This window comes from Streptomyces sp. NBC_01217 (assembly GCF_035994185.1).
Taxonomy (GTDB): domain Bacteria; phylum Actinomycetota; class Actinomycetes; order Streptomycetales; family Streptomycetaceae; genus Streptomyces.
In genome coordinates this window covers 4,626,713-4,652,647 of the sequence record NZ_CP108538.1, presented here as the reverse complement: position 1 = coordinate 4,652,647, position 25,935 = coordinate 4,626,713, and the positions used below count along the sequence as shown (strand labels likewise).

The 25,935-nt window shown below is 69.0% G+C and carries 21 protein-coding genes; 11 read left to right on the top strand and 10 right to left on the bottom strand.

Annotated features, from left to right (window positions below; all coding sequences use genetic code 11):
• Positions 1-93 precede the first annotated feature (93 nt).
• From OG507_RS20495 to OG507_RS20470, 6 genes are all read left to right on the top strand, one after another.
• Positions 94-945, top strand: a complete 852-nt coding sequence (locus OG507_RS20495) for a M24 family metallopeptidase (protein WP_327368652.1) — start codon at positions 94-96, stop codon at positions 943-945.
• A gap of 5 nt (positions 946-950) precedes the next feature.
• Complete coding sequence (locus tag OG507_RS20490; RefSeq protein WP_327372038.1) at positions 951-2,723, top strand: SDR family oxidoreductase; 1,773 nt, start codon at positions 951-953, stop codon at positions 2,721-2,723.
• 23 nt (positions 2,724-2,746) lie between these two features.
• Entirely contained in the window at positions 2,747-3,697 is a 951-nt protein-coding gene (locus OG507_RS20485) for a MerR family transcriptional regulator (RefSeq protein WP_327372037.1), read from the top strand.
• 165 nt (positions 3,698-3,862) lie between these two features.
• Positions 3,863-4,405, top strand: coding sequence for an RNA 2'-phosphotransferase (locus OG507_RS20480; protein ID WP_327368651.1), 543 nt, complete (start codon positions 3,863-3,865; stop codon positions 4,403-4,405).
• Positions 4,406-4,451: 46 nt separating this feature from the next.
• Complete coding sequence (locus tag OG507_RS20475) at positions 4,452-5,351, top strand: LLM class flavin-dependent oxidoreductase (protein WP_327368650.1); 900 nt, start codon at positions 4,452-4,454, stop codon at positions 5,349-5,351.
• Positions 5,352-5,556: 205 nt separating this feature from the next.
• Positions 5,557-6,423: an HAD hydrolase family protein gene (locus OG507_RS20470; RefSeq protein WP_327368649.1), complete on the top strand. Its 867-nt coding sequence runs from the start codon at positions 5,557-5,559 to the stop codon at positions 6,421-6,423.
• A gap of 94 nt (positions 6,424-6,517) precedes the next feature.
• Here OG507_RS20470 and OG507_RS20465 read toward each other — a convergent pair whose 3' ends face one another.
• The 5 genes from OG507_RS20465 to hisC all read right to left on the bottom strand — a co-directional run bounded on the left by OG507_RS20465 (position 6,518) and on the right by hisC (position 15,891).
• Entirely contained in the window at positions 6,518-8,224 is a 1,707-nt protein-coding gene (locus OG507_RS20465; protein WP_327368648.1) for a GAF domain-containing sensor histidine kinase, read from the bottom strand.
• Positions 8,225-8,311: 87 nt separating this feature from the next.
• Entirely contained in the window at positions 8,312-11,830 is a 3,519-nt protein-coding gene (gene cydD / locus OG507_RS20460) for a thiol reductant ABC exporter subunit CydD (protein WP_327368647.1), read from the bottom strand.
• A gap of 79 nt (positions 11,831-11,909) precedes the next feature.
• Complete coding sequence (gene cydB / locus OG507_RS20455; RefSeq protein ID WP_327368646.1) at positions 11,910-12,911, bottom strand: cytochrome d ubiquinol oxidase subunit II; 1,002 nt, start codon at positions 12,909-12,911, stop codon at positions 11,910-11,912.
• An 18-nt stretch (positions 12,912-12,929) separates the two neighbouring features.
• Positions 12,930-14,441: a cytochrome ubiquinol oxidase subunit I gene (locus OG507_RS20450; protein ID WP_327368645.1), complete on the bottom strand. Its 1,512-nt coding sequence runs from the start codon at positions 14,439-14,441 to the stop codon at positions 12,930-12,932.
• 370 nt (positions 14,442-14,811) lie between these two features.
• Positions 14,812-15,891: a histidinol-phosphate transaminase gene (gene hisC, locus OG507_RS20445; RefSeq protein ID WP_327368644.1), complete on the bottom strand. Its 1,080-nt coding sequence runs from the start codon at positions 15,889-15,891 to the stop codon at positions 14,812-14,814.
• A gap of 370 nt (positions 15,892-16,261) precedes the next feature.
• Between hisC and OG507_RS20440 the strand changes: the two genes are divergently transcribed.
• The 3 genes from OG507_RS20440 (at position 16,262) to OG507_RS20430 (ending at position 19,613) form a co-directional block, all read left to right on the top strand.
• Positions 16,262-17,374 carry a LacI family DNA-binding transcriptional regulator gene (locus OG507_RS20440; RefSeq protein WP_327368643.1) on the top strand — a complete coding sequence of 371 codons (1,113 nt, stop codon included), beginning with the start codon at positions 16,262-16,264 and terminating at the stop codon, positions 17,372-17,374.
• 173 nt (positions 17,375-17,547) lie between these two features.
• Positions 17,548-18,606 (top strand): metallophosphoesterase, encoded by a 1,059-nt coding sequence (locus tag OG507_RS20435; RefSeq protein WP_327368642.1) that lies wholly within the window; start codon positions 17,548-17,550, stop codon positions 18,604-18,606.
• Between the two features lie 182 nt (positions 18,607-18,788).
• Positions 18,789-19,613: a hypothetical protein gene (locus OG507_RS20430; protein ID WP_327368641.1), complete on the top strand. Its 825-nt coding sequence runs from the start codon at positions 18,789-18,791 to the stop codon at positions 19,611-19,613.
• Positions 19,614-19,846: 233 nt separating this feature from the next.
• Here the strand turns inward: OG507_RS20430 and thiC are convergent, their stop codons facing one another.
• Complete coding sequence (gene thiC / locus OG507_RS20425; RefSeq protein ID WP_327368640.1) at positions 19,847-21,622, bottom strand: phosphomethylpyrimidine synthase ThiC; 1,776 nt, start codon at positions 21,620-21,622, stop codon at positions 19,847-19,849.
• Positions 21,623-21,818: 196 nt separating this feature from the next.
• Here thiC and OG507_RS20420 point away from each other — a divergent pair, with 196 nt between their 5' ends.
• Positions 21,819-23,141: a YibE/F family protein gene (locus OG507_RS20420; protein WP_327368639.1), complete on the top strand. Its 1,323-nt coding sequence runs from the start codon at positions 21,819-21,821 to the stop codon at positions 23,139-23,141.
• An 80-nt stretch (positions 23,142-23,221) separates the two neighbouring features.
• Here OG507_RS20420 and OG507_RS20415 read toward each other — a convergent pair whose 3' ends face one another.
• The 4 genes from OG507_RS20415 to OG507_RS20400 form a co-directional block, all read right to left on the bottom strand.
• A complete protein-coding gene (locus tag OG507_RS20415; protein WP_093895105.1) occupies positions 23,222-23,659 on the bottom strand; it encodes an SsgA family sporulation/cell division regulator in 438 nt (145 codons plus the stop codon).
• A 101-nt stretch (positions 23,660-23,760) separates the two neighbouring features.
• Complete coding sequence (locus tag OG507_RS20410) at positions 23,761-24,531, bottom strand: IclR family transcriptional regulator (RefSeq protein ID WP_327368638.1); 771 nt, start codon at positions 24,529-24,531, stop codon at positions 23,761-23,763.
• A 243-nt stretch (positions 24,532-24,774) separates the two neighbouring features.
• Positions 24,775-24,984, bottom strand: a complete 210-nt coding sequence (locus OG507_RS20405; protein WP_327368637.1) for a DUF5326 family protein — start codon at positions 24,982-24,984, stop codon at positions 24,775-24,777.
• Positions 24,985-25,162: 178 nt separating this feature from the next.
• Positions 25,163-25,480, bottom strand: coding sequence for a cupin domain-containing protein (locus tag OG507_RS20400; RefSeq protein WP_327368636.1), 318 nt, complete (start codon positions 25,478-25,480; stop codon positions 25,163-25,165).
• Between the two features lie 68 nt (positions 25,481-25,548).
• Between OG507_RS20400 and OG507_RS20395 the strand changes: the two genes are divergently transcribed.
• Complete coding sequence (locus OG507_RS20395; RefSeq protein ID WP_327368635.1) at positions 25,549-25,926, top strand: phage holin family protein; 378 nt, start codon at positions 25,549-25,551, stop codon at positions 25,924-25,926.
• The last annotated feature ends 9 nt before the right edge of the window (positions 25,927-25,935 follow it).

The following is a 25,935-nucleotide window of genomic DNA, read 5'->3' as shown; positions in this document are numbered from 1 at the left end:
CACGCACCTCTTGACGCAGTCGGCAGACATTGTCACATTCATCAGTGTCACGTTACGGGCACGTACCGCACACGGCAGGGAACGGACGGTGGCATGACCTCGGCAGTGAAGGACGAACACGCCCCGGAGCTGCGGGGGTTCAGAGAAGTGCAACGTCTCGCGTACGACTGCGCGGAGGCGGTCGCCGCCCGGCTGACGCCGGGGGTGACCGAGCGCGAGGCCGCCCGCATGCAGCGCGACTGGCTGCGCGAGCGCGGTGTGCGCGACTGGTTCCACCTTCCCTTCGCCTGGTTCGGGGACCGCACGGCGTTCGCCGGTTTCAAGGTGCCCGTGCAGTTCTTCCCGACCGACCGGAGGCTGGAGCCGGGGATGGCGTTCATCCTCGACATGGCCCCGGTCCACAAGGGCTTCACGGCGGACATCGGCTATTCCGGCTGTCTCGGGCTCAGCCCGCTGCACGACAGGCTCCTGGCCGATCTGGAGGTCCACCGCGAGCTGATCCTGCGCGAGGTGCGGGAGCGGCGTTCGCTGCGCGAGATCTACGAGGACGTCGAGCGCCTGATGATCAAGCAGGGGTACGCCAACAGGCATCGCGCGTACCCCTTCGGCGTCATAGCCCACAAGGTCGACCGCGTTGCAGAGCGCCGCCGGTCCCCGCATGTGTTCGGCTTCGGCACCCAGTCGCTCAAGGGGCTGCTGAGCGACGCGCTGCACGGACACCGGGACGGCTGGTCGCCGCTGTGGAGCCCCTACCGCTTCTCCGATCATCCGCCGCAGCCCGGACTGTGGGCGGTCGAACCCCACCTCGGATTCCGGGGTACGGGCGCCAAGTTCGAGGAGATCCTGGTGGTCACCGACTCCAATGACCCCGAACAGAGCGCCTTCTGGCTGGACGACGATCTGCCGCATGTGCGGCGCTGGGCCGAGGAGAAGGTGGCGGCATGAGTCTGCTGAATCTGCCGGGCGCGCGCGAGCGCCGGGTGCGTACGGGCGGAATCGAGCTGTGTGTCGTCGAGTTGGGCGACAAGGAGCAGCCGACGGTCGTCCTCGTGCACGGCTACCCGGACAGCAAGGAAGTCTGGACGGATGTGGCGAGGCAGCTGGCCGATCAGTGGCACGTCGTGCTGTACGACGTGCGCGGACACGGCCGGTCCACAGCACCGGCACCGCTGCGCGGCGGCTTCACCCTGGAGAAGCTCACCGATGACTTCCTGGCCGTCGCCGATGCGGTGAGTCCGGACCGGGCGGTGCATCTGGTGGGACACGACTGGGGGTCGGTCCAGTCCTGGGAGTTCGTCACAGTCAAGCGGACCGAGGGCCGGATCGCCTCGTTCACCTCGATGTCCGGGCCCTCTCTGGACCATTTCGGGCACTGGATCAAGCAGCGGATGACCCGGCCCACCCCGCGCCGGATCGGTCAGCTGCTCGGCCAGGGCGCCAAGTCCTGGTACATCTACATGCTGCATACGCCGGTCCTGCCCGAGCTGGCCTGGCGCGGTCCGCTCGGCAAGCAGTGGCCGCGGATTCTCCAGCGGATGGAAAAAGTGCCCGCGGGCGACTATCCGACGCCCTCCCTGCCCGAGGACGCGGCGCACGGCGCCTGGCTCTACCGGGACAACGTCCGGGCCCGGCTGAGCAGGCCGCGGACCGACGCCTTTGCACATGTACCGGTCCAGCTGATCACGCCGACCGGCGACATCTTCCTTTCGGAGCGGCTGTACGACCAACTGGAGCTGTGGGCTCCGCAGTTGGTGCGGCGTTCACTCCCGGGCAAGCACTGGGTGCCGCGTACCAGACCGGACCAGCTCGCCTCCTGGATCGGCGAGTTCGTCGCAGCCAACGAGGCGGCCCAGGAGGACGGCCGGCCGGTGCAGGACACGGCGCCGACCGGGGCGTACGCGGACCGGTTCGGCGGCCGGCTGGTCCTGGTGACGGGCGCGGCAGGCGGCATCGGGCGGGCCACCGCCTTCGCCTTCGCCGAGGCGGGCGCCCGCGTGGTGGCCGTGGACCGGGACGCGGAGGGGGCGGCCAGGACTGCGGAGATGGCCCGGCTGATCGGCTCCCCGGCGGCCTGGGGCGAAGCGGTCGACGTCAGCGACGAGCAGGCGATGGAGAAGCTCGCCGAGAAGGTCGCCACCGAGTACGGCATCGTCGACGTCCTGGTCAACAACGCCGGGATCGGTCTGTCCGGCTCCTTCCTGGAGACCACGAGCGAGGACTGGAAGAACGTCCTCGACGTCAATCTGTGGGGCGTCATCCACGGCTGCCGGATCTTCGGTAGGCAGATGGCCGAACGGGGCCAGGGCGGCCATATCGTCAACACGGCTTCCGCCGCCGCCTATCAGCCCTCCCGGGCGCTGCCCGCGTACAGCACCTCCAAGGCGGCCGTGCTGATGCTCAGCGAGTGCCTGCGGGCCGAGTTCGCCGACCGGTCGATCGGAGTCAGCGCGATCTGTCCCGGCATCGTCAACACGAACATCACCGCGACGACGCACTTCGCGGGTGCCGACGCCGCGGAGGAGAAACGCCTGCAGAAGCGGACCAGCCGGCTCTACGGGCTGCGCAACTATCCGCCGGAGAAGGTTGCCGACGCGATTCTCAAGGCGGTGGTGCGCAACCAGGCCGTCGTACCGGTGACACCGGAGGCCCGTGGTGCCCGGCTCCTGTCCCGGTTCAGTCCCGGTGCGCTGCGCGGGATCGCCCGGCTGAAGCCGCCGCTGTGAGCGGCCCCGGGCAGCCGTCGTCGGTGGCCGGCCGGTCCGCCGCCGAGTACCGGATCGAGGATCTGGCGCATGCGAGCGGCGCCACGGTCCGTACGATCCGCGCCTACCAGGACCGCGGCCTGCTGCCCACTCCGGAACGGCGCGGCCGGGCCAATGTGTACCGGGACACCCACCTCGCCCGGCTCGGGCAGATCGCCGATCTCCTGGATCGCGGCTACACCCTGGCCAGCATCAAGGAGCTCCTGGAGGCCTGGGACACGGGCCGTGGCCTGGGCGGGGTGCTCGGGCTCGTCGCCGAGGTCCACGGCCCCTGGACGGACGAGCAGGCGGACAGGATCACCCGGGCCGAGCTGAACGCCAGGTTCGGCGGCAGCCCCGACGACGAGGCGGTCACCGAGGCGGTGGACCTCGGCGTACTCGAACGCATCCCGGGCCGGGACGACGAGTTCCTGGTGCCGAGCCCCCAGGAGCTCGCCGTGGCGGTCGAGTTGTACGCGGCCGGCGTACCGCTCAGTGCGATCTCGGGCCACCTTCGGGAACTTCGGGGTCAGGTCGAGCAGATAGCCTCACGCTTCCTGGAGTTCACGACCGAGCACGTCTTCGCGCGCTATCTCGGCCATCGCCCGCCGGCGGACTCGGACGCGGCGGAAGCGGCCGCCATGGTGCGCAGGCTGCGCCCGCTCGCCCAGCAGACGGTGGACGCCGAACTGGCCCGTGCGATGCGGACGTTCGCCACACTGCATCTGCGGCACCACCTCGACGCGGACACCCCGTTCACCCCGGAGGCCGAGATGCCCGCGACGCGCCAGGTGGATCTGCCTCGGGAGACAATTCGCTCCGTACAGCGGCTGGTTGGCCCCGCGAACGTGTCCGCCTTCGTCACGGCAGCAGCTGAACGCGAGGTGCAGTCAAGGACATTGGATGCACTTGCCTCATCAGGCGATAATGTCACGCATATTGAACAAAACGGTTGATTCCCCGGTCACTTATCCACAGAATCGCCAACTAGCCTGTGGATAAGTCAACTTGGCTGTGGATCAAACCTGTGGACGAAGATTGCCGCAGCGAATAAAATTGCTGTAGTGAATCGAGGTGATATCCGGATGCGCGTGAACGACCCCCGCGGGCACTCTGGCGGGATGGACGAAAGACGCACCGTCAAGGTGTCCAAATATCTCTCGAAGCACCTGCGGCACCAGCCGGAGCGGATCGGCATCACGCTCGACGCCAACGGCTGGGTGACGATCGACGAACTGCTGCGTGCCACGGCCCGCAACAACTTCCCCATCACCCGGGCCGAGCTCGATCATGTCGTCGCCGTCAACGACAAGCGGCGCTTCGCGGTCCAGGACGGCCGCATACGTGCGAGCCAGGGCCACACCGTCCCGGTCGATCTCGCTCTCCCGCCGGCCGAGCCACCCTCGTACCTCTACCACGGCACGGTGGGCGGCTCCCTGGACGCGATCCGGAGCGAGGGCCTACGCCCCATGAACCGCACGCACGTCCACCTCTCGCCCGACCGCGAGACGGCGACCAGAGTCGGCGCCCGGCGCGGGCGCCCCGTCGTCCTGTCGGTGGACGCGGCCGCGATGCACCGCGCGGGCCACACCTTCCACGTGAGCGCCAACGGGGTCTGGCTCGCTGCCGCCGTACCGCCGGAATTCCTGCGCCTGCCTGACTGACCGCGCAACCGGGCCCGTCGGTTTTCGGACCCGTATGGTCGTAGTCATGCGTCTGAGCACTGTGATTCTGCCGATCCACCGCTGGAGCGAGGGCCGGAAGGTCTGGCAGCGCGCCGAGGAACTGGGGTTCCACGCCGCCTACACCTACGACCACCTGGCCTGGCGTACCTTCCGCGACGGACCGTGGTTCGGCGCGGTACCGACCCTCACCGCCGCTGCCGCCGTCACCCGGCGAGTGCGCCTTGGCACCCTCGTCACCTCCCCCAACTTCCGGCACCCCGTCACACTCGCCAAGGACCTCATCACGCTGGACGACGTCTCGGGCGGACGCGTCACCCTCGGCATCGGCGCGGGCGGCAACGGTTTCGATGCCACCACACTGCGCCGGAGCGACGAGGAGCCGTGGACGTCGCGCGAACGCGCCGACCACTTCGACGAGTTCGTACCGCTGCTCGACCAGCTGCTGCGCGAGCCCTCGGTGACGCACGAAGGCCGGTTCTACGCGGCGAACGAGGCCCGGAACATCCCCGGCTGTGTGCAACGGCCCCGGCTGCCGTTCGCAGTGGCCGCCACCGGGCCGCGCGGAATGAAGCTCGCCGCGCGGTACGGACAGGCCTGGGTCACCACGGGCGACCCGAAGCTGTACGAAGCGGGCACCCCGGAGCAGTCCGTGGAGGCCATCCGCGGGCAGCTCTCCAGGCTGGACGCGGCCTGCGGGTCCATCGGCCGGGATGCCGCCGAGCTGGACAAGATCCTTCTCACCGGCTTCACACCGGACCGCCCTCTGCAGTCCTTCGACGCCTTCGTGGATTTCGCGGGCACGCACTTCGCGCTGGGCATCACGGAGATCGTCATTCACACCCCGATCCCGGACTCCGACTTCGCGGCGGACGAGAAGGTTTTCGAACGAATCGCCACCGAGGGTCTGGCCCAGCTCGGCCACTGACGGCCCCGGGGCCATCACCGACCGGGCCGGCACGACGGGCGACCGCCCGGCATCGCCTCCGACCGGCCCGGCAGCCGATCAGTCCGCGCGGCCGTCCGGGATCCAATGGCATATGCCTCAGGCATGTTCCCCTAGTCAGGGGCGCGCGCTCTCAAACGTGCGCCCCTCTGCACGCCCGTGCACCTCCGTACGCGAGAATGGGCCTGTGACCTCAGCTATCGACCCGCCTCCGCCTGCCGCTCTCCGGCTGATCGCCACCGACCTCGACGGCACCCTGTTGCGCGATGACAAGACCGTCTCGGACCGTACGGTCGCCGCACTCGCCGCCGCCGAGAAGGCCGGTCTCGAGGTCTTCTTCGTCACCGGCCGCCCGGCCCGCTGGATGGATGTCGTCAGCGACCACGTCCACGGCCACGGACTGGCCATCTGCGCGAACGGCGCCGCGGTCGCGGATCTGCACGCGGACGGCAAGCTGGTCAAGGTCCACCCGCTGGAGCGCGACATCGCCCTTGATGTCGTGCGCACACTGCGCGCCGCCGCTCCCGGTACCTCCTTCGCCGTCGAGCTGGCCACCGGCATCCACTACGAACCGGTCTACCCGCCCTTTCATCTGGACCCGGGAGCCACCGTCGCCATCGCGGAGAAGCTGCTCCACGAGGAGACGCCGGGCACCGGCGCCCCCGTCCTGAAGCTCCTCGCCCACCACGCCGAGCTGACCCCGGACGACTTCCTCGACCTGGCCGGCACGGCAGCCGGCGACCTGGCCTCCTTCACCAGGTCCAGCCCCACCGCCCTGCTGGAGGTCAGCGGTCCCGGCGTCTCCAAGGCCAGCACCCTGGCGCTCTGCTGCGCCGAGCGCGGCATCTCGCCCGCCGAGGTCGTCGCCTTCGGCGACATGCCCAACGACGTGGAGATGTTGCGCTGGGCGGGCACCTCGTACGCGATGGGCAACGCTCACCCGGCCGCACTCGCGGCCGCCTCCGGCCGGACCGCCAGCAACGACGACGACGGAGTCGCGGTCGTCATCGAGCGGATCCTCGCCGAACGCCGAACTCCCGGATCGGCACTCTGAGACCCGAGCCCGGCGGCGCCCCCAGCGGCCGGGCGACCGGGATCAGGACCGGGACCGGACAACCAGGCCCCTGAGCCGCTCGACCGCCCAGCCCTCAGATCGGCGCCTCCCACACCACCGTCGTGCCGCCCCCGTCCTCCCGGATGCCGGGCCCGAACCAGCTCGCACCACCGAGGGATTCCGCCCGGCGCGCCAGGTTCCGCAGCCCGCTGCGCCGGCCGCCCTCCGGGATGCCCACCCCGTCGTCGGCGACCGACAGCCGCACCGCGTCCCTCCCGTCGGGCAGCGTGACGGTCGCGTCGACGACCACCTCGATCAGCGAGGCGTCGGCATGCCGGAAGGCGTTGGACAGCGCCTCCCGCAGCGCCGCGATCAGGTTCTTGCCGGTCAGCTCGCCGACCAGCGAGTCGACCGGGCCGAGGAAGCGGTGCGAGGGCTTGAAGCCCAGCGGGACCGCCGCCATGTTGATCTCGCGCACAACGCGGGTGCGCAGCCCCGACGGCGCCTCGGCCGGCTCCTGCTGCAGCGCGAAGATCGCGGTACGGATCTCCTGGATGGTCACGTCCAGCTCGTCGACCGCCCGGCCCACACCGGTCTGCACCTCGGGCACGACCGACCGGCGCTGGGCGCTCTCCAGCATCATTCCGGTGGCGAACAGCCGCTGGATGACCAGGTCGTGCAGATCGCGGGCGATCCGGTCACGGTCCTCGTACACCGCGAGCCGTTCCCGGTCCCGCTGTGCCTCGGCCATCATCAGCGCGAGTGCGGCCTGCGAGGCGAACTGGGTGGCGAGGGTCCGTTCCGTCTCCGTGAACGGTCTCCCGCCCCGGGAGCGCGGGGTGGCGAGCGCGCCCAGCACCCGTCCGCCGCTGTGCAGGGGCAGCAGCATGCTGGGGCCGAACCGGTGGGCCAACGTGGTGATCATGCGGGGATCGGTGGCCGCGTCGTCCACGAAGACCGGCTCGCCGCCCAGCAGCTTCGCCACCACCGGGCTCTCCGGCCCGATGAGCACCCCCAGCTGGGCGGAGGGCTCGTCCGTGGAGATGGCGACGATCTCCAGGCCGCCCTCCTCGGCCGGCAGCAGCACGATCCCGGCGGCGGACGCGGCGAGACGGCGGGCCTGTTCGGCGACGACGGCCAGCGCGTCATCGGCGTCCCCGCCGGACAGCAGAGCGGTGGTCACGGCCACCGAACCGTCGATCCACCGCTCGCGCTGGCGTGCCGCCTCGTACAGCCGGGCGTTGCCGATGGCGATCCCGGCCTCGGTGGCGAGCACCCGCACCATGTGCAGGTCGTAGTCGTTGAAGTCGCCCCCGCCGTCCTTCTCGGCCAGATAGAGATTTCCGAAGATCTCTCCCTGTACGCGGATCGGAACGCCGAGGAAGGTCCGCATCGGGGGGTGGCCGGGCGGGAATCCGGCGAACCTCGGATCGGCCGTCAGATCGGCGAGTTTCACCGGTACCGGGTCGTGGATCAGTGCACCGAGCAGCCCTCGGTGTCCGTCGGGGCGGCGGCCGATCTCGTGCGCCACCTCGTCCGGCACCCCGTATGTGACGAAGTCGGAGAGCCCCGCACCTTCCTCGTCGACGACGCCGATGGCGGCGTAGCGGGAGTGGGCGAGTTCGGCCGCCGTCTCGCAGATCCGGTCGAGAGTGGAGTGCAGTTCGAGGCCCGTGCCGACGGATCGCATGGCTTCCAGCAGCTGCGGTACTCGGGCGGTGAGTTCGCTGGACAGGCCCTGCAGGCTGCGGGTCGCCCGGGTCGCGGCTTCGAGTCGGTCCTTCGGATCCTGCTCTGACATACACCGAGCCTAGTTAGTCCCCATTGGTGAGGAAAGTCGGCTATTGTGCCGCCCGGCTCATGCCCGGCGTCTGTTGTGCCGCCCGGCTCATGCCCGTACGCCCACGGCTTCCTCGGGCAGCTGTACGGTCTCCCGCTCGCGCTCCAGCATTCGGCGCAGTGGCCCCTCCTCGGCGGCGAGATCGGCGTACGTTCCGCGCTGCACGATTCGGCCGCTGTCGAGCACCACCACCTCGTCGACGGCTTCGACCCCCTGGAGACGGTGGGTGATCAGCACCGTCGTACGCCCCCGGGTGGCGGCCAGCAGGTCTGCGGTCAGCGCGTCCGCGGTCGCCAGGTCGAGATGTTCCGCGGGCTCGTCCAGCACGAGCACGGGAAAGTCGGCGAGGAGCGCCCGGGCCAGGGCGAGGCGCTGGCGCTGGCCGCCGGAGAGGCGGGCGCCGTGTTCGCCGACAAGGGTGTCGAGCCCGTCGGGCAGCGCCTCGGCCCAGTCGAGCAGCCTTGCCCGGTCGAGAGCGGTCCGCAGTTCGCCGTCCGTGGCACCGGTACGGGCCAGTCGCAGGTTCTCGCGGATGGAGCTGTCGAAGACATGGGCGTCCTGGGCGCACAGCCCGACGAACTGCCGGACCGTGTCCCCCTCCAGTGCGCAGGCATCGACGCCGCCGATCCGGTACGACCCCGAGCGTGCGTCCAGGAAGCGGACCAGGACCTGGGCGAGGGTCGTCTTCCCTGAGCCGGACGGTCCGACGACGGCGATGCGCCGGCCGGCCGTCAGCGTCAGGTCGACGGAGTCCAGGGCGTCCCGTCCCGCTCCCGCGTACCGGGCCGACAGCTCCCGTACCTCCAGCGGGAACGGCGATCCAGGTGTCTCGGTCGGACTGCCGGGTTCACGCACGGGCAGCGGAGCGTCCAGCACCTCGTACACCCGCTCCGCGCTCCGCTTGACCCGCTGCCGGTACTGCACGGCGAGCGGCAGACCGGTCACGGCCTCGAACGCGGCCAGCGGCGTGAGCACCACCACCGCGAGCTCGACGCCCGCGAGCCGGCCGTCGTGCACCGCGGGGAGGGCGACGAGTGCGGTGGCGACGACGGTGAGGCCGCCTATCAGGGCGATGAGACCGCCGCCGAGTGCGGTGGCGGTCGCCGCGCGGGCGGCGATGCGGGTCAGGACGCCGTCGGCCTCCCGGGTCCGCTCCGAGTGCGCGGGCAGGGCGCCCGCGACGGTCAGTTCGGCGGTCCCGCCGAGCAGGTCCGTGATCCGGGTGGCCAGATCGGCGCGTGCGGGGGCCAGTTGGCGTTCCGCGTGACGGGAGCAGGCACCGCTGACCAGTGGCACTCCCACTCCGGCCAGCAGCAGTCCGGCAGCCAGCACGAGGCCTGCCGCAGGCAGCAGCCAGCCGATGAATCCGGCGGTCACCGCTCCCACGACGACCGCGGTCCCTGCGGGCAGCAGCCAGCGCAGCCAGTAGTCCTGCAGGGCGTCCACATCGGCGACGAGCCGGGAGAGCAGATCCCCGCGCCGGGTTCGGCGCAGACCGGCGGGCGCGATGCGTTCCAGTCCTCGGTAGACCGCGACGCGCAGCTCGGCGAGCATCTTGAGCACCGCGTCGTGCGACACCAGGCGCTCGGCGTAGCGGAAGACGGCCCGTCCGAGCCCGAAGGCGCGGGTCGCGGTCACGGCGACCATCAGATAGAGCACCGGGGGCTGTTCGGAGGCGCGGGAGATCAGCCAGCCGGATACGGCCATGAGCCCGACGGTCGAGCCCAGGGCGAGGCTTCCCAGCAGCAGTGCGAGTGCCAGCTGCCCGCGCTGTGCTCCTGCCGCCTCCCTGACCCGCGCGAGGATCCGGCCGGAGCGGGCCGCGGTGTCCCGCAGCACCCCGGACTCCGGCACCGCGTCGCTCTCGTCCTCGGGTGCGCTCGTCGCCCGCGGCGCCGCGGCGGGCGCCGCGGGCTTCTCCGGCCGAGGTGTCGCGCCCGGTTCCAGGGTCACCACGCGGTCGGCCACCGAGAGCAGCGCCGGGCGGTGCACGACCAGGAGCACGGTCCGCCCCGCTGCCAGCCTGCGTACCGCCTCGACGATTCCCGCTTCCGTTTCGCCGTCCAGGTTCGCGGTCGGCTCGTCGAGCAGCAGCAGCGGCCGGTCGGCGAGGAAGGCCCGTGCGAGTGCGAGGCGCTGGCGCTGACCGGCGGAGACGCCCGCACCGTCCTCGCCGAGGAGCGTCTGCGCGCCGTCCGGCAGTTCCGCCACGAAGTCGCATGCCCCCGCGTCCCGCAGCGCCGCCGTCACCGCCCCGTCGTCGGCGTCCGGCCGGGCCAGCCGTACGTTCTCCGCGATCGTGCCCGCGAAGAGGTGCGGGCGCTGCGGCACCCAGGCGATCCGCTCCCGCCAGCGCTCGGGCGCCAGCGTCGCCAGGTCCGCGCCGCCGACCCGCACGCGCCCGTCGTCGGGGGCCGTGAATCCCAGCACCACATCGAGCAGGGTGGACTTGCCGACACCGCTCGGACCGACGAGGGCGACGGTCTCCCCCTCGTCCACCACCAGCGAGGCACCGTCCAGCGAGGGTTCGCTGCGGCCCTCGTGCCGTACGGTCACCCCCTCCAGCTCCAGCCGCAGCGACTTGGGGATGTCCGCCGTGCCGCCCGTCCGTGGCTCGGTCTCCAGGACCGAGAAGATCTCCTCCGCTGCCGAGAGACCCTCGGCGGCGGCGTGGTACTGCGCTCCGACCTGGCGGATCGGCAGATAGGCCTCGGGCGCCAGGATCAGCACCACCAGGCCGGTGTAGAGGTCGAGTTCACCGTGCACGAGCCGCATGCCGATGGTGACGGCGACGAGGGCCACCGACAGGGTCGCCAGCAGCTCCAGGGCGAAGGACGACAGGAACGCGATCCGCAGGGTCCGCAGCGTTGCCCGCCGGTACTGCGAGGTGATGGTGCGGATGGACTCGGCCTGCGCCTTGGCCCGGCCGAAGACCTTCAGCGTCGGCAGTCCGGCGACCACGTCGAGGAAGTGCCCGGAGAGCCGGGACAGCAGCCGCCACTGGCGGTCCATCCGTGACTGGGTGGCCCAGCCGATCAGGATCATGAAGAGCGGGATGAGCGGCAGCGTGACCACGATGATCGCTGCCGAGACCCAGTCCTCGGTGACGATCCGCGCCAGGACCGCCACCGGGACGACCACCGCGAGTCCGAGCTGCGGCAGATAGCGCGCGAAGTAGTCGTCGAGCGCGTCGACACCGCGGGTGGCGAGCGCCACCAGCGAACCGGTGCGCTGGCCGCTCAGCCAGCCCGGCCCGAGCGCGGCGGCCCGTTCCAGCAGCCGGCCGCGCAGTTCGGACTTCACCGCCGCGCTGGCCCGGTAGGCGGCCAGTTCGGTCAGCCAGGACACCAGCGCCCGGCCGAGCGCGACCGCCGCGAGCAGGAGCAGTGGGGTCCGCAGTCCGGCGGCGGCCAGTCCGTCCTCGAACCCGCCCACCACCACTTCGGCGATGAGCATGGCCTGGGCGATGACCAGCGCCGCCCCGACAACTCCGAGTGCCACCACGGCCACCAGGAAGAGGCGGGTGGCGCGGGCGTGGCGGAGCAGGCGCGGGTCGATCGGTTTCACGTGAAACAGCCCCCAGTGAGCTCGGTCGGTGGGCCGGGGCCTGTCCTGCCTTGCTCCGCCGGGCAGGCCCCAGGCGTGTTCAGTGCGCTTCGGCGATGTGCTGCGTACCGATGCGCTTGCGGAACACCCAGTACGTCCAGCCCTGGTAGAGCAGGACAACGGGAGTGGCGATCCCCGCGCACCAGGTCATGATCTTCAGCGTGTACGGGGTGGACGAGGCGTTGGTGACCGTGAGGCTCCAGGCGTCGTTCAGCGAGGACGGCATGACGTTCGGGAAGAGCGTCAGGAAGAGCATCGCGACCGCGGCCACGATGGTCACTCCGGAGAACGCGAACGACCAGCCCTCCCGTCCCGCCGCTATCGCGACGATCGCAGCGACCAGCGCCACCACGGCGATGACCATCGCCAGCAGGCTCCAGCCGTCGCCCTTGTCGATCTGGGTCCAGAGCAGGAAGCCGAGGGCGAGCACCGCGGTGACCAGCCCCAGCTTCAGCGCCAGCTTGCGCGACCGCTCCCGGATGTCCCCGACGGTCTTGAGTCCCGCGAACACGGCGCCGTGGAAGGTGAAGAGGGTGAGCGTGACCAGTCCGCCGAGGATGGCGTACGGGTTGAGCAGATCCCAGAAGGTGCCCGCGTACTCCATGTCGGCGTTGATCTTCACGCCGCGCACGATGTTCCCGAAGGCCACGCCCCAGAGCAGGGCGGGGATCAGCGAGGTCCAGAAGATCGCGTGCTCCCAGTTGGTCTGCCACTTCTCCTCGGGCCGCTTCGACCGGTACTCGAAGGCGACGCCCCGCACGATCAGGCAGACCAGGATGATCAGCAGCGGCAGGTAGAAGCCGGAGAACAGGGTGGCGTACCACTCGGGGAAGGCGGCGAAGGTCGCACCGCCCGCAGTGAGCAGCCACACCTCGTTGCCGTCCCAGACGGGCCCGATCGTATTGATCAGAACCCGGCGCTCCTTGCGGTCGCGGGCCAGCAGCTTGGTGAGGACACCGATCCCGAAGTCGAATCCCTCCAGGAAGAAGTAGCCGGTCCAGAGGACGGCGATGAGTACGAACCAGACGTCGTGGAGTTCCATCTCTCAGCTCCTCTGCTCTCAGTAGGAGAAGGCCATCGGCCGGTCGGCGTCGTCGTGGTCGTCGCCGCCGATCTTGGTGGGCGGGTTGAGGTCGGCCTCCGTGAGCTCCGGCGGTCCGGCCTTGATGTACTTCACGAGCAGCTTGACCTCGATCACCGCGAGCGTGGCGTAGAGCAGGGTGAAGCCGATCATCGAGGTGAGCACCTCGCCCTGGGAGACGCCGGGGGAGACCGCGTTGCGGGTCTGGAGCACGCCGTAGACGACCCAGGGCTGACGGCCCATCTCGGTGAAGATCCAGCCCCAGGAGTTGGCGATCAGCGGGAAGAGCAGGGTCCAGAGCGCGACGATCCAGTAGCACTTGGCGAGCTTGGGACTGAGGGCCTTGTTCTTGAAGAGGACCAGATGAGGCACCTCGTCCTCACCGGTCCGCATACCCGGCGGCAGCATGAACTTCCGTCGTGTCAGCCACAGTCCGAGGATGCCGAGGCCGAAGGACGCCATCCCGAAGCCGATCATCCAGCGGAAGCTCCAGAAGGCGACCGGGATGTTGGGCCGGTAGTCGCCGGGGCCGAACTTCTCCTGCTCGGCCTTGTTGATGTCGTTGATGCCGGGGACGTACGAGGTGAAGTCGTCGTCCGCGAGGAAGGACAGTATCCCGGGGATGGAGATCTCCACGGTGTTGTGGCCCTTGGCCACATCACCGACCGCGAAGATCGAGAACGGTGCCGAGTCCTGCCCCTCCCAGAGCGCCTCGGCGGCGGCCATCTTCATCGGCTGCTGCTTGAACATGACCTTGCCGAGCTGGTCACCGCTGATGGCGGTGAGGAGTCCGGCGATGACCACGGTGACCAGTCCGAGCCGCAGCGAGGTCCGCATCACCGGGATGTGCTTCTTGCGCGCCAGATGGAAGGCAGCGATGCCGACCATGAACGCGCCTCCGACCAGGAAGGCAGCGGTGATGGTGTGGAAGAACTGCGCGAGCGCGGTGTTCTGGGTGAGCACGTGCCAGAAGTCGGTGAGTTCGGCCCGGCCGCGCTCCTTGTTGATCCGGTAGCCGACCGGGTGCTGCATCCAGGAGTTGGCCGCCAGGATGAAGTAGGCGGACAGGACCGTCCCGATGGAGACCATCCAGATGCAGGCGAGGTGGATCTTCTTCGGCAGCTTGTCCCAGCCGAAGATCCACAGCCCGATGAACGTGGACTCGAAGAAGAAGGCGATGAGCGCCTCGAACGCGAGCGGGGCACCGAAGATGTCGCCGACGAACCGCGAGTAGTCAGACCAGTTCATTCCGAACTGGAACTCCTGGACGATGCCGGTGACGACGCCCATGGCGATGTTGATGAGGAAGAGCTTGCCCCAGAACTTCGTCGCTCTGAGGTACTTCTCGTTGTTCGTCCGCACCCAGGCGGTCTGCAGGCCGGCGGTGAGCGCGGCGAGAGAGATCGTCAGTGGGACGAAGAGGAAGTGGTAGACGGTGGTGATACCGAACTGCCATCGCGCCAGGGTTTCCGGCGCCAGAGCCAGCTCCACGTCGTCATCTCCTTACGTCGCCGTAGTCACACCGGCAGTTTGCCCTTTAAATCCGACTAATCATGGGATGAAACAGGACACGCTTGTGAACGCGTTCACATTCACAAGCAATTATGGCGCACAGACTTTCGGGACGTTCAGGCGGGGTACCCCTCTTGGGATGTTCCGATCAATCCCCCCGAAGCAGACACCCCGGAGTGCTGCGCTCCGGGCGCCTGCCGGGCCTGGAACACGAAGGCCCCGTACCTCGGTCGAACGAGGTACGGGGCCCAGACACGTTTGGCGTCCGCGAGCGGCCGACGCGCTCCACAGCTCCTTGCGGTACTACTCCGTGCGCTCCACAGTTCCCTGCGGTGCTACTCCGCGCGCTCTACAGCGCCCTGCTGTACGACTCCGTCACCTTCAGGAACAGGTCGTTCGCCTCGTCCTCCCCGATCGAGACCCGTACCCCCTCGCCCACGAACGGCCTGACCACCACACCGGCCCGCTCGCACGCCGCGGCGAAGTCGGCGGTACGGTCCCCGAGCCGCAGCCAGACGAAGTTCGCCTGGGACTCCGGCACGGTCCACCCCTGGTCCGCCAGCGCCCGCTGCACCCGGTCGCGCTCGCACACCAAGGAACCGACCCGCCCCAGGAGTTCGTCCTCGGCACGCAGCGAGGCGACCGCCGCGTCCTGCGCGAGCTGGCTGACCCCGAAGGGCACCGCCGTCTTGCGCAGCGCGGCCGCCACCGGCTCGTGGGCCACGGCGAAACCGACCCGCAGCCCCGCCAGTCCGTACGCCTTGGAGAACGTCCGCAGCACCGCCACATTGGGCCGGTCCCGGTAGATCTCGATGCCGTCCGGCACCTCGGCGTCACGGATGAACTCGCGGTACGCCTCGTCCAGCACCACCAGGACATCACCCGGCACCCGGTCCAGGAACCGCTCAAGCTCGGCCCGGCGCACCACCGTGCCGGTCGGGTTGTTCGGGTTGCACACGAAGATCATCCGGGTGCGGTCCGTGATCGCGTCCGCCATCGCGTCGAGGTCGTGCACGTCACCGTCGGTCAGCGGAACCTTCACCGAGGTCGCACCGCTGACCTGCGTGATGATCGGATACGCCTCGAAGGAGCGCCAGGCGTAGATGACCTCGTCGCCCGGGCCGGAGGTGGCCTGGAGCAGCTGCTGGGCCACACCGACCGAGCCGGTTCCGGTGGCGAGGTGCGAAACGGGAACACCGAAACGGTCGGCCAGCTCGTTCATCAGACCGGTGCAGGCCATGTCCGGGTAGCGATTGAAGTTCGCGGCCGCGGCCAGAGCGGACTCCATCACCCCGGGCAGCGGCGGATACGGATTCTCGTTGGAGGACAGCTTGAACGCGACCGGTCCACCGGCGGCCGCCGGCCTGCCCGGTACATAGGCGGGGACGCCGTCCAGCTCGGCGCGCAGCTTGGGGCTCGTCTCGCTCACCGCAGGTCCTCCTCGACCGTCTGTACACATCAATACTGCTCACCTTATGAGGATTGCGCGCCGCTGCGAATGGCCGCGGCATCCAATCGTCCGGTGCGACCGCGAATGGGGGGAGCGCTTTCCCCGCCAGCGCGCGCCGGTAGCTCACTCCGTGGCGCGCGTCCCTCGAAGAGGTGAGATGAGACCTCTTCGAGACATCGACCATTTAGCAGGCCCATCGGGTTCGGCACATGACACACTGCGGCCGATTTCGCCAACGCCATTGATTTGCAAGGTATTTGACGCTTGATGATCATGCAGAAACGTGCCTGTCGACGAGTGAATGTGCGACCGGTCCGACCTCCCCTGCGAGCCCTACTATCGGCTCGCCATGACAGCAGCAGGGAAGCACCAGGTGAGCCGGACGGAGACACCCCGGCGCGGCGGCCGGCAAGGACGAGCGGGAATCCGGGATGTGGCCGCCGCCGCCGGGGTCTCCATCACGACCGTCTCCGACGCGCTCAACGGCAAGGGCAGGCTCCCGGACGCCACCCGCCGCCATGTCCGCGAGGTCGCAGAGCGCCTGGGCTACCGCCCTTCCGCCGCGGCCCGAACCCTCCGTACCGGCAAGTCCGGCCTCATCGGCCTGACCGTGACGACCTACGGGGACGAACCCTTCACCTTCACCGAATTCGCCTACTTCGCCGAGATGGCCAGAGCGGCCACCTCCGCCGCGCTCGCCCGCGGCTACGCCCTCGTCATCCTGCCCGCCACCTCACGCCATGACGTCTGGTCGAACGTCGCTCTCGACGGCACGGTCGTGATCGACCCCTCCGACCAGGACCCGGTCGTCACGGAGCTCGTACGCCAGGGGCTGCCCGTCGTCTCGGACGGCAGGCCGGCCGGAACGCTGCCCGTCACCGCCTGGGTCGACAACGACCACCGGGCCGCCGTACTCGATCTCCTCGACCACCTGGCCGCCGCCGGGGCCCGCCGCATCGGCCTGCTCACCGGCACCACCACCGACACGTACACCCGTCTGTCCACCTCCGCGTACCTCCACTGGTGCGAGCGCGTGGGTCAGGACCCGGTGTACGAGTCCTATCCCGCCCACGACCCGTGCGCGGGTGCGGTCGCCGCCGACCGGCTGCTGGCCCGCCCGGACCGGCCGGACGCCGTCTACGGACTCTTCGACCCCAATGGCACCGATCTGCTGGCGGCCGCCCGCCGGTACGGCCTGCGCGTCCCCGAGGACCTGCTGCTCGTCTGCTGCAGCGAGTCCACCGTGTACGCGACGACCGAGCCCCCCATCACCACGCTCTCGCTCAAGCCGCGCAGAATCGGCACGGCGGTCGTCCAGCTCCTGATCGACGCCATCGAAGGCGTCGACCACGACGGACCGGTGGAGCAGGTCATACCGACAGAGCTCATCGTCCGGACGTCCTCGCAACGCCGTCCGCCCCGCACCACGGTCAGCGCGCCGCGCTCCCCCGCCGGGGACTGATCAGGCCATTTCGGACCAAACGGCCGGTGAACCTGATGTGCGCCCGGATTCACCACCCCTGGTGCGTCACACAGCACGATCCGCATTCCTATGATGGGCGCACGACACCGCGGACCGCCCCGACCAGCAGGGCCCGTCAGGTGTACGGCGGCGCGACGGTGGTGGAGGGGTCGATGACACAGGGGGCCGGTCAGGAACCCGTGGTGCGGACTGCGACGTTGCGCGACTTCCGCGTACCTCCTTACGCGCAGACCCCGGTGCCGCCCTCACCGTCGCACCCGGGCAACGCCGTTCCGGGGGACGAGCTGCCGGAGGGGTACACACCCACCGCGCGCGACCTTCCCGTGATCAACCGCGGCGACACCGTCCAGGTGCGGGCCGTCCCCGACCCGCGGCCCGTCCCCGAGCCGGGACTCGGACCGCTGTACGTCGTCGGTGACGTCCACGGCTATCTGGACGAACTTCACGCCGCCCTCGCCGAACAGGGCCTCATCGACGCCGAGGGCAACTGGTCCGCGGGCAACGCCCGGCTCTGGTTCCTCGGCGACTTCACCGACCGGGGACCCGACGGCATCGGCGTCATCGACCTCGTGATGCGCCTCTCCGCCGAGGCCGCGGCCGCGGGCGGCTACTGCAAGGCACTGATGGGCAATCACGAACTGCTGCTCATCGGCGCCAAGCGGTTCGGCGACACCCCGGTCAACTCCGGCGCGGGCACCGCCACCTTCCAGGCCGCCTGGCTGCTCAACGGCGGTCAGAAGAACGACATGGAACGGCTCCAGGACGTCCACCTCCAGTGGATGTCCCGACTCGACGCGATCGTCGAGGAGGACGGGCATCTGCTGATGCACTCCGACACGACGGCGTACCTCGACTACGGCGCCACCATCGAGGACGTCAACGACACCGTGCACGCCATTCTCACGCGTAACGACGCCGATGAGTGCTGGGACGTCTTCCGCAAGCTGACCAAGCGGTTCGCCTTCCGTGACGAGGCGGGGCCGCAGGCCGTTCGGGAGCTGATGTCGGCCTACGGCGGGCAGCGCGTCGTCCATGGTCACAGCCCCATTCCGTACCTGCTCGGCGAGGTCGGCTCGGAGGACGGAGAGGACGGTTCCGGCCCCGTGGTCGAAGGCCCGCACGTGTACGCGGACGGGCTCGCCATCGCCATGGACGGCGGAGTGACCATGGCCGGAAAGCTACTGGTCGTCCAACTGCCCCTGCATGACTGACGTTCTTCTGGGCAGACGCATCCACGACCTGACCACGCCGAACGCTGGGCCTATTTCCGGAAACCCCCTGTCACCCCGTGCCGTGGGCGCTCTACCATCGGCGTATCAGTAGCAGGCTCTCCTCCGTTTCCGCCCAACTGCCCGGAACGAGCGGGTATTCAGGCCCTACGGAGCATCGGGGGATGCACATGAACAGCGCTCCGCACCTGCTGGCCGAGGACCGCCCCGAGTACGAGCGGATCCTCGACGACGCACTGCGTCACGCCCATGAACGGCCGGATCTGGCCGCGGTCGGCGAGCGGCTGAACGCCGTGCAGCTGCGCACGATGGCGCTGGACGCCACGGCGCTGATCACCGCGACGGCCTCCACCGAGTACGAGCACTATGTGAAGGCCCGCCAGGAGCTGCGCAGACCGGCCGAGGGTACGGACCAGGACGCGGGCCCCGGGTCCGCCACCGGGGACACCAACCAGTCGGGCGCCGGCATAGGAGCCGTCGTCACGGTCCTGGCGCCCGTGCTCGCCGGCACCGCCGCGATCATATTCCTGCTGACCGGCTATCTGCTGAGGCTGCTCGATCCGACGCCGTCCTTCGCCGCCACCATGGTCACCGCGGGCTGGTTCTTCGCGGCCGTCATGGCCGCCGCCATCCTGGCCGCCGCCGTCGGACTGCTCGTCACCGCACTGCGCAACGGGGCGACTGCGCAGCCCGCCGAGGACGCCGGGGAGGAGCTCCCGGAGGATGTGGCGCGCGCCAGAGAGGCATGGCGCCACGCACTGCTGGAGCGCGGCATCCTGCCGTTCCTGCGCGACGCCCTCGCCGACCCCGACGCCGGACCCGCCTCACGCACCCCGCACCGCTCGGCGAACCGCATCCCGAAGATCGGCTACAGCCGGCCGGACTTCACCAGCCCGGACGACGGCCCGGCAGCGGGCCCCCGCCCCACCTTCACCAGCCCCGACTTCACCAGCCCCGACTTCGGCGGCCCCGAACACGAACTGGACTGACCGCCTCGGTCTGGCCGCCTTCCTTGTCCGTAAGGCCCAGAGGGCACTTGCATGCGCAGTGACCCGGTGGCCATGCCCTCGCCTCCTACGTCGACGAGGGCATGGCCTTCATCGTGGTCCGCGCGGAACAGTTCGTGACCTTCACCATGCCCGACGTGGGCGGCACAGCGCTCCTGAACACGGACGACCGGCGACTCCCCCGGGCAGCCGCCGGTCGATCTCGTTCTTGCGGGTCAGTCCGCGATCGGCAGATAGACCCGGTTGCCGGCCGCCGCGAACTCCTTGGACTTCTCCGCCATGCCCGCCTCGATCTCCGACTGCGAACCGCCGTGCTCGCGGCGGATGTCCTGGGAGATCTTCATCGAGCAGAACTTCGGGCCGCACATCGAGCAGAAGTGCGCCGTCTTCGCCGGCTCGGCCGGGAGGGTCTCGTCGTGGAACTCCCGTGCCGTGACCGGGTCGAGGGCCAGGTTGAACTGGTCCTCCCAGCGGAATTCGAACCGGGCGTCGGAGAGCGCGTCGTCCCAGTCCTGCGCGCCCGGGTGTCCCTTGGCCAGATCCGCCGCGTGGGCGGCGATCTTGTACGTGATGACGCCGGTCTTCACATCGTCCCGGTTGGGCAGGCCGAGGTGCTCCTTGGGTGTGACGTAGCAGAGCATCGCCGTGCCCCACCAGGCGATCATCGCCGCGCCGATGCCCGAGGTGATGTGGTCGTACGCCGGGGCGACATCGGTGGTCAGCGGGCCGAGCGTGTAGAACGGCGCCTCCTCGCAGATCTCCTGCTGGAGGTCGATGTTCTCCTTGATCTTGTGCATCGGGACATGGCCCGGGCCCTCGATCATGGTCTGGACACCGAACCGCTTCGCGATCGTGTTCAGTTCACCGAGCGTGCGCAGTTCGGCGAACTGGGCCTCGTCGTTGGCATCGGCGATCGAGCCGGGGCGCAGCCCGTCGCCCAGCGAGTACGTCACGTCGTACGCGGCGAGGATCTCGCAGAGCTCCTCGAAGTGCTCGTACAGGAACGACTCCTTGTGGTGCGCGAGGCACCACGCCGCCATGATCGAGCCGCCGCGGGAGACGATGCCGGTCTTGCGGCGGGCGGTCAGCGGGACGTACGGCAGGCGCACGCCGGCGTGGACCGTCATGTAGTCGACGCCCTGCTCGGCCTGCTCGACGACGGTGTCCTTGTAGATCTCCCAGGTCAGCTCCTCGGCGCGGCCATCGACCTTTTCGAGGGCCTGGTAGAGGGGGACGGTGCCGATCGGCACGGGGGAGTTGCGCAGTACCCACTCACGGGTGGTGTGAATGTTGCGGCCGGTGGAAAGGTCCATGACCGTGTCGGCGCCCCAGCGCGTCGCCCATGTCATCTTCTCCACCTCCTCCTCGATGGAGGACGTCACCGCGGAGTTGCCGATGTTGGCATTGACCTTCACCAGGAACCGCTTGCCGATGATCATCGGCTCGATCTCCGGGTGGTTGACGTTGGCCGGCAGCACGGCGCGGCCCGCGGCGATCTCCTCGCGCACCACCTCGGGTTCGACGCTCTCCCGGATCGCCACGTACTCCATCTCCGGGGTGATCTCGCCCCGGCGGGCGTACGCGAGCTGGGTCACCGGCTGTCCGTCCCGGCTGCGGCGGGGCAGCCGCGGACGGCCGGGGAAGACGGCGTCGAGGTTGCGCAGTCCACCGCGCGGCGAGGTGTGCTTGAGCCCGTCGTCCTCGGGGCGGGCGGGGCGGCCCGGGTACTCCTCGGTGTCGCCGCGCGCGATGATCCAGTTCTCCCGCAGCGGTGCGAGTCCGCGACGGACGTCGGTCTCGGTGGTGGGATCGGTGTACGGCCCCGACGTGTCGTACAGCGTCACGTCCTTGCCGTTGGTGAGGTGCACCTGACGGACCGGCACCCGGAGGTCCGGGCGTGAGCCCTGGACGTATCCCTTGTGCCAGCCGATGGACTTCCCGGCCTCGTCGCTCTGGTTCGAGGCAGGCGTGCGTGCGTCCGATGTGGTCATGAGACCTACTCCCTACGCCGGCATTACCCGGTAACAGGTTCGGCGGTCGGCGCAGCCTGTCCCGTACGGCTGTACGGATATCAGCGCCCTCTCAGCCCGGTGCTCCGAGCTCCCGCGTGTGCAAAGGTTCCTCCACGCTAGCGCCCTGTCCCGCGTAATGAACAGAGGGCCCTTCTCTTCTTGCGATGATCGGCCGGTGACGTCCCCCCATATCGACCCCGAACCGCAGGGCCATCAGCACGGGCACTCGCACAGCCATGGCCCCGCCGCGCCCGTCTCCAAGCATCTGCGCAAGGTCATCGCGGCCGTTCTGATCCCGTTCACCACCGCGGTCGTTGTCGGCCTTTTGGTGCTCTGGCCGGGCGGCGCGCCCCCGCACGAGCGAACCGGTGTCGGTTTCGACCGGCAGACCCAGCAGGGCAAGGTGGTGAACATCGACAAGGTGGACTGCAAGGACGTGAACGCCGCACAGATGCCCACCAGCGGCGAGACCACTCCGCCCTCGGACAGCGGGCCCGGGCTGTGCGAGAAGGCCACGGTAGAGGTGACGACCGGTCACGACAAGGGCCGGACCTTCGTCGAGATCGTCCAGCCCGACGCACCCCGTCAGCTGCGCGAGGGGCAGGGCGTGGTCGTGGCGTACGCCCCCGACGCGCCCCACGATCTGCAGTACTCGGTGACGGATGTGAACCGGAAGTTCCCGATGGCGCTGCTGGCCGCGATCTTCGCCCTGGTGGTGGTCGCGGTGGGCAGGATGCGCGGGGTGATGGCGCTGGTCGCGCTCGCCGTGTCGTTCGCGGTGCTGACCCTGTTCATCCTCCCGGCCATCCTCCAGGGCTCGAATCCGCTGCTCGTCGCGGTGGTGGGGGCCAGTGCCATCATGCTGATCGCGCTCTACATGTGTCACGGCCTGACCGCCCGCACCTCGGTCGCGGTGATCGGCACGCTGATCTCACTGCTGCTGATCGGGCTGCTCGGTTCGCTCTTCATCGGCTGGGCGAGCCTGACCGGCAACACCGACGACAGCACCGGCCTCATCCACGGCCTGTACCCGCACATCGACATGAGCGGTCTGCTGCTGGCCGGTGTCATCATCGGTTCGCTCGGGGTACTCGACGATGTGACAGTGACCCAGACATCGGCGGTCTGGGAGCTGCACCAGGCGAACCCGACGATGGGTGCCCGGGGGCTCTACCGGGCAGGGATCAGGATCGGGCGCGACCACATCGCCTCGGTCGTCAATACGCTGGTGCTCGCCTATGCGGGCGCCGCACTGCCGCTGCTGCTGCTGTTCTCGATCGCCCAGAGCAGCGTGGGGACGGTGGCCAACAGCGAGCTGGTGGCGGAGGAGATCGTACGAACGCTGGTCGGCTCGATCGGACTGGTCGCCTCGGTGCCGGTGACGACGGTGCTCGCTGCGCTGGTCGTCTCCGCGGACCGCACGGGGGACGGCGCGGAAGCCGGAGCTTCGGCACCTGTACGGACCGGGAAGGGCCGTCGTCGTAGGACAAAACCCTGAACGCCTCCGTACGGAGAGCGATTCACCCATTCAGCAGGTGTGCTGTTCGAACCGCGGGCCGGTCGGCGGCGCCGTGCTCCTCAGCCAGCGTTCTGCTCCTCGGCAAGGATCCGGCCCAGGGCCTCTTCCAGATTGCCCTCGAAGTCACCCAGCGTGCACTCCTGCCCGAGCGGCACGAGCTTGTCCGTCCGGTCCAGAAAGGCCACGAGTGGCGCTGTGCCGGCCCGGAAGAGAGCGCGGTCCGTACCCACCTGAAGACGGATGTGTACGTCGGACAGCCCCTCGGGCTCCGTGGGCCCGATGTGCACATCGCCGTCGCCACTGGGGCTGTTGAGGCCGTCGAGCAGCAGCTCACGGCCGAATGCCCAGGTGACGGGGGCGTCGCCGGGCAGATGGAAGGTCATGCGGATCGCATACGGATCGCACACTTCGTACCGGAGCTCCACCGGGATCCGGAAAGAGAGCTCCTCGGAGACGAGGAAGCTCATCATGACCTCAGCTTGAACCGACTCGCGCATCGTTCAACCCCGCAGTAGATGAATCTGGCCAGGAATGATCCCCCATGGCCCTATTGACGCCATCGTGGTGCACGCGATAGCAGATCACAAGGAGTGATTTTTCAGATACTGATAGAGAACACGAACGAACGCAAGAGGTTGGCCACTTCGCCACGTAGCTGTTCGACTGCGGGGAGCAACCGTTCTTCTTGTTCCAGGGGTACCGAAATCGCCATCGCGGCGGCAGTGAATCCGGCGGTGATCGGGATGGCTGCGCAGACCGTCCCCAGGGCGTACTCCTGTCGTTCGATGACAGGTTCCATTCGCTCCAGCGATCGCAATCGTTCAAGGAACGTCGGACGGTCCCTCACCGAGTAGCGGGTCAGCGGCCGGACGGGGTGCCGGTCCAGATGGTCCTCGCGGGCCTTCTCGTCGAGCTGGCTCAGCAGACACTGCCCGATCGCATGGGCGTGCCCGGTCTCCCGGAAGGACGCCCACTCGTCCACCGCAGGTGTGGCGGGATTCTCGGCGACCGCGATGAGTTCGATCTCGCCCTCGCGGTAGACGGCGCAGTAGACCGGTGCTCCGATGGTGTCGCGCCAGCGCCCCAGCGACTCGGTCATTCTGCTGTGCCCAATCTGCGGCGATCCCTCGCCGACCAGGCGCTCGGCGGCGGCCCCGAAGAGGAACACGCCGTTCTCCCGCCGCAGATAACCCTCATGGGTCAGGGTGCGCAGCAGATGGTAGGCCGTGGGAAGGGGCAGTCCCGCCTCCCTGGCCAGCTGTTTCGCGGGCGCCCCGTCCCGATGGGCGCCCACGGCTTCCAGCAGCCTCAGCGCTCGCTGGACCGAACCGATCAGCGTCGGGACAGCAGTGCTCGATGCCGTGGTCAACGGTCACCCCCAGGCATGGTGACGGGCGATCAGCCCATCTGTGGGGGCCACCCCCACAGACCGCCGCATGACTGGGGTCCGGAGGCCGAGCGCCGTACAAACCACTGGTCAGGGTGGCGACGGACAGTTGATTCCCAGGTGGTGGCAGCGGACTGCCACCATATCGGCCGCATCCGCAAGGGGCGTGGTTTCGTCTTGCGCTTAGCTCAGCTGGGCTAACGCCCCGCCCGGCTTCCGATCGTCCTACCAGTCGCCGCGCGAGGAGGAGGACATGAACTTCCGTACGACGAAGACGAGTCCACCGACCAGGATCACGAAGACCAGAACCTTGAAGAGCAGACCGATCACGAACCCGATCACGCTGGCGATCAGACCGCCGAACACGACGATCGCGATGACCGGCACCGCGATCCACTTCACCCACCAGGGCATCCCCGCGAATATCTCCCGCACGGCCATCGTCCTTGCCTCGTCTCTGTGAGTTCCTGTTCCGGAGCTTCGATACTTCGATGCTAGAGGCGCGGAGGGGGCCGGCGGGGAGCCCGCAGCCCTTGAAGTCCCCTGATCGACCCCCTAGGGATCCCTGAGAGCGGATCGCCGTCCGTTGCTGGAGCCGCCCAGCTGGAGCCGCTCAGCTCTCCGGCGGGGAGAAGACCACCATGACCCGCAGGTCCTCGGTGATGTGGTGGAACTTATGGGCCACACCGGCGGGTACGTACACCACGCTTCCCCTGCCCACCTGCGTGGTTTCCATGCCGACGGTGATCGAGGCGCGGCCGCTGACGATGAAGTAGACCTCGTCCTGGTTGTGCGGCAGCTGCGGGTCGAGTTCGCCGGCGTCCAGTGCGTACAGGCCGACGGACATGTTCCGTTCCTTCAGGAACTGCAGATACGCGCCGTCGTTGGCGGCCCGTTCCGCCTCCAGTTCGTCCAGCCTGAATGCCTTCATGGCCTGTCCGCCCCTTGCCTCTGTCCTGCCGGTGTCCGCCACCGATCATGTCTGCCACGATCAGACACATGAAGAATTTCGTAGTCAAGACGATCGCCAACGCGGGTGCCCTGGCCGTGGCCATCTGGCTGCTCCAGGACATCACGCTGAGTGGTGGCAGCACCGGTCGCAAGGTACTCACGCTGATCGTGGTCGCCCTGCTCTTCGGCCTGATCAACTTTGTGGTCAAGCCGATAGTGCAGTTGCTCACCCTGCCGCTCTTCATCCTCACGCTGGGGCTGATCACCCTGGTGGTCAACGCGCTCATGCTGCTGCTGACCTCCTGGCTGGCCGGTCAGTTCGACCTGAGCTTCCACGTCGACGGCTTCTGGACCGCGGTGCTCGGCGGTCTGATCATCTCGATCGTGTCGTGGGCGCTGAATGTGGTGCTGCCCGACGAGGACTGACCCGACACC

Bases quoted from the DNA above. Each gene is read 5' to 3' on its own strand.
- OG507_RS20495 (WP_327368652.1), top strand. From the start codon at position 94: ATGACCTCGGCAGTGAAGGACGAACACGCCCCGGAGCTGCGGGGGTTC.
- OG507_RS20480 (WP_327368651.1), top strand. From the start codon at position 3,863: ATGGACGAAAGACGCACCGTCAAGGTGTCCAAATATCTCTCGAAGCAC.
- OG507_RS20475 (WP_327368650.1), top strand. From the start codon at position 4,452: ATGCGTCTGAGCACTGTGATTCTGCCGATCCACCGCTGGAGCGAGGGC.
- OG507_RS20465 (WP_327368648.1), bottom strand. From the start codon at position 8,224: ATGTCAGAGCAGGATCCGAAGGACCGACTCGAAGCCGCGACCCGGGCG.
- cydB (WP_327368646.1), bottom strand. From the start codon at position 12,911: ATGGAACTCCACGACGTCTGGTTCGTACTCATCGCCGTCCTCTGGACC.
- OG507_RS20440 (WP_327368643.1), top strand. From the start codon at position 16,262: ATGACAGCAGCAGGGAAGCACCAGGTGAGCCGGACGGAGACACCCCGG.
- OG507_RS20435 (WP_327368642.1), top strand. From the start codon at position 17,548: ATGACACAGGGGGCCGGTCAGGAACCCGTGGTGCGGACTGCGACGTTG.
- OG507_RS20430 (WP_327368641.1), top strand. From the start codon at position 18,789: ATGCACATGAACAGCGCTCCGCACCTGCTGGCCGAGGACCGCCCCGAG.
- thiC (WP_327368640.1), bottom strand. From the start codon at position 21,622: ATGACCACATCGGACGCACGCACGCCTGCCTCGAACCAGAGCGACGAG.
- OG507_RS20415 (WP_093895105.1), bottom strand. From the start codon at position 23,659: ATGCGCGAGTCGGTTCAAGCTGAGGTCATGATGAGCTTCCTCGTCTCC.
- OG507_RS20400 (WP_327368636.1), bottom strand. From the start codon at position 25,480: ATGAAGGCATTCAGGCTGGACGAACTGGAGGCGGAACGGGCCGCCAAC.
- OG507_RS20395 (WP_327368635.1), top strand. From the start codon at position 25,549: ATGAAGAATTTCGTAGTCAAGACGATCGCCAACGCGGGTGCCCTGGCC.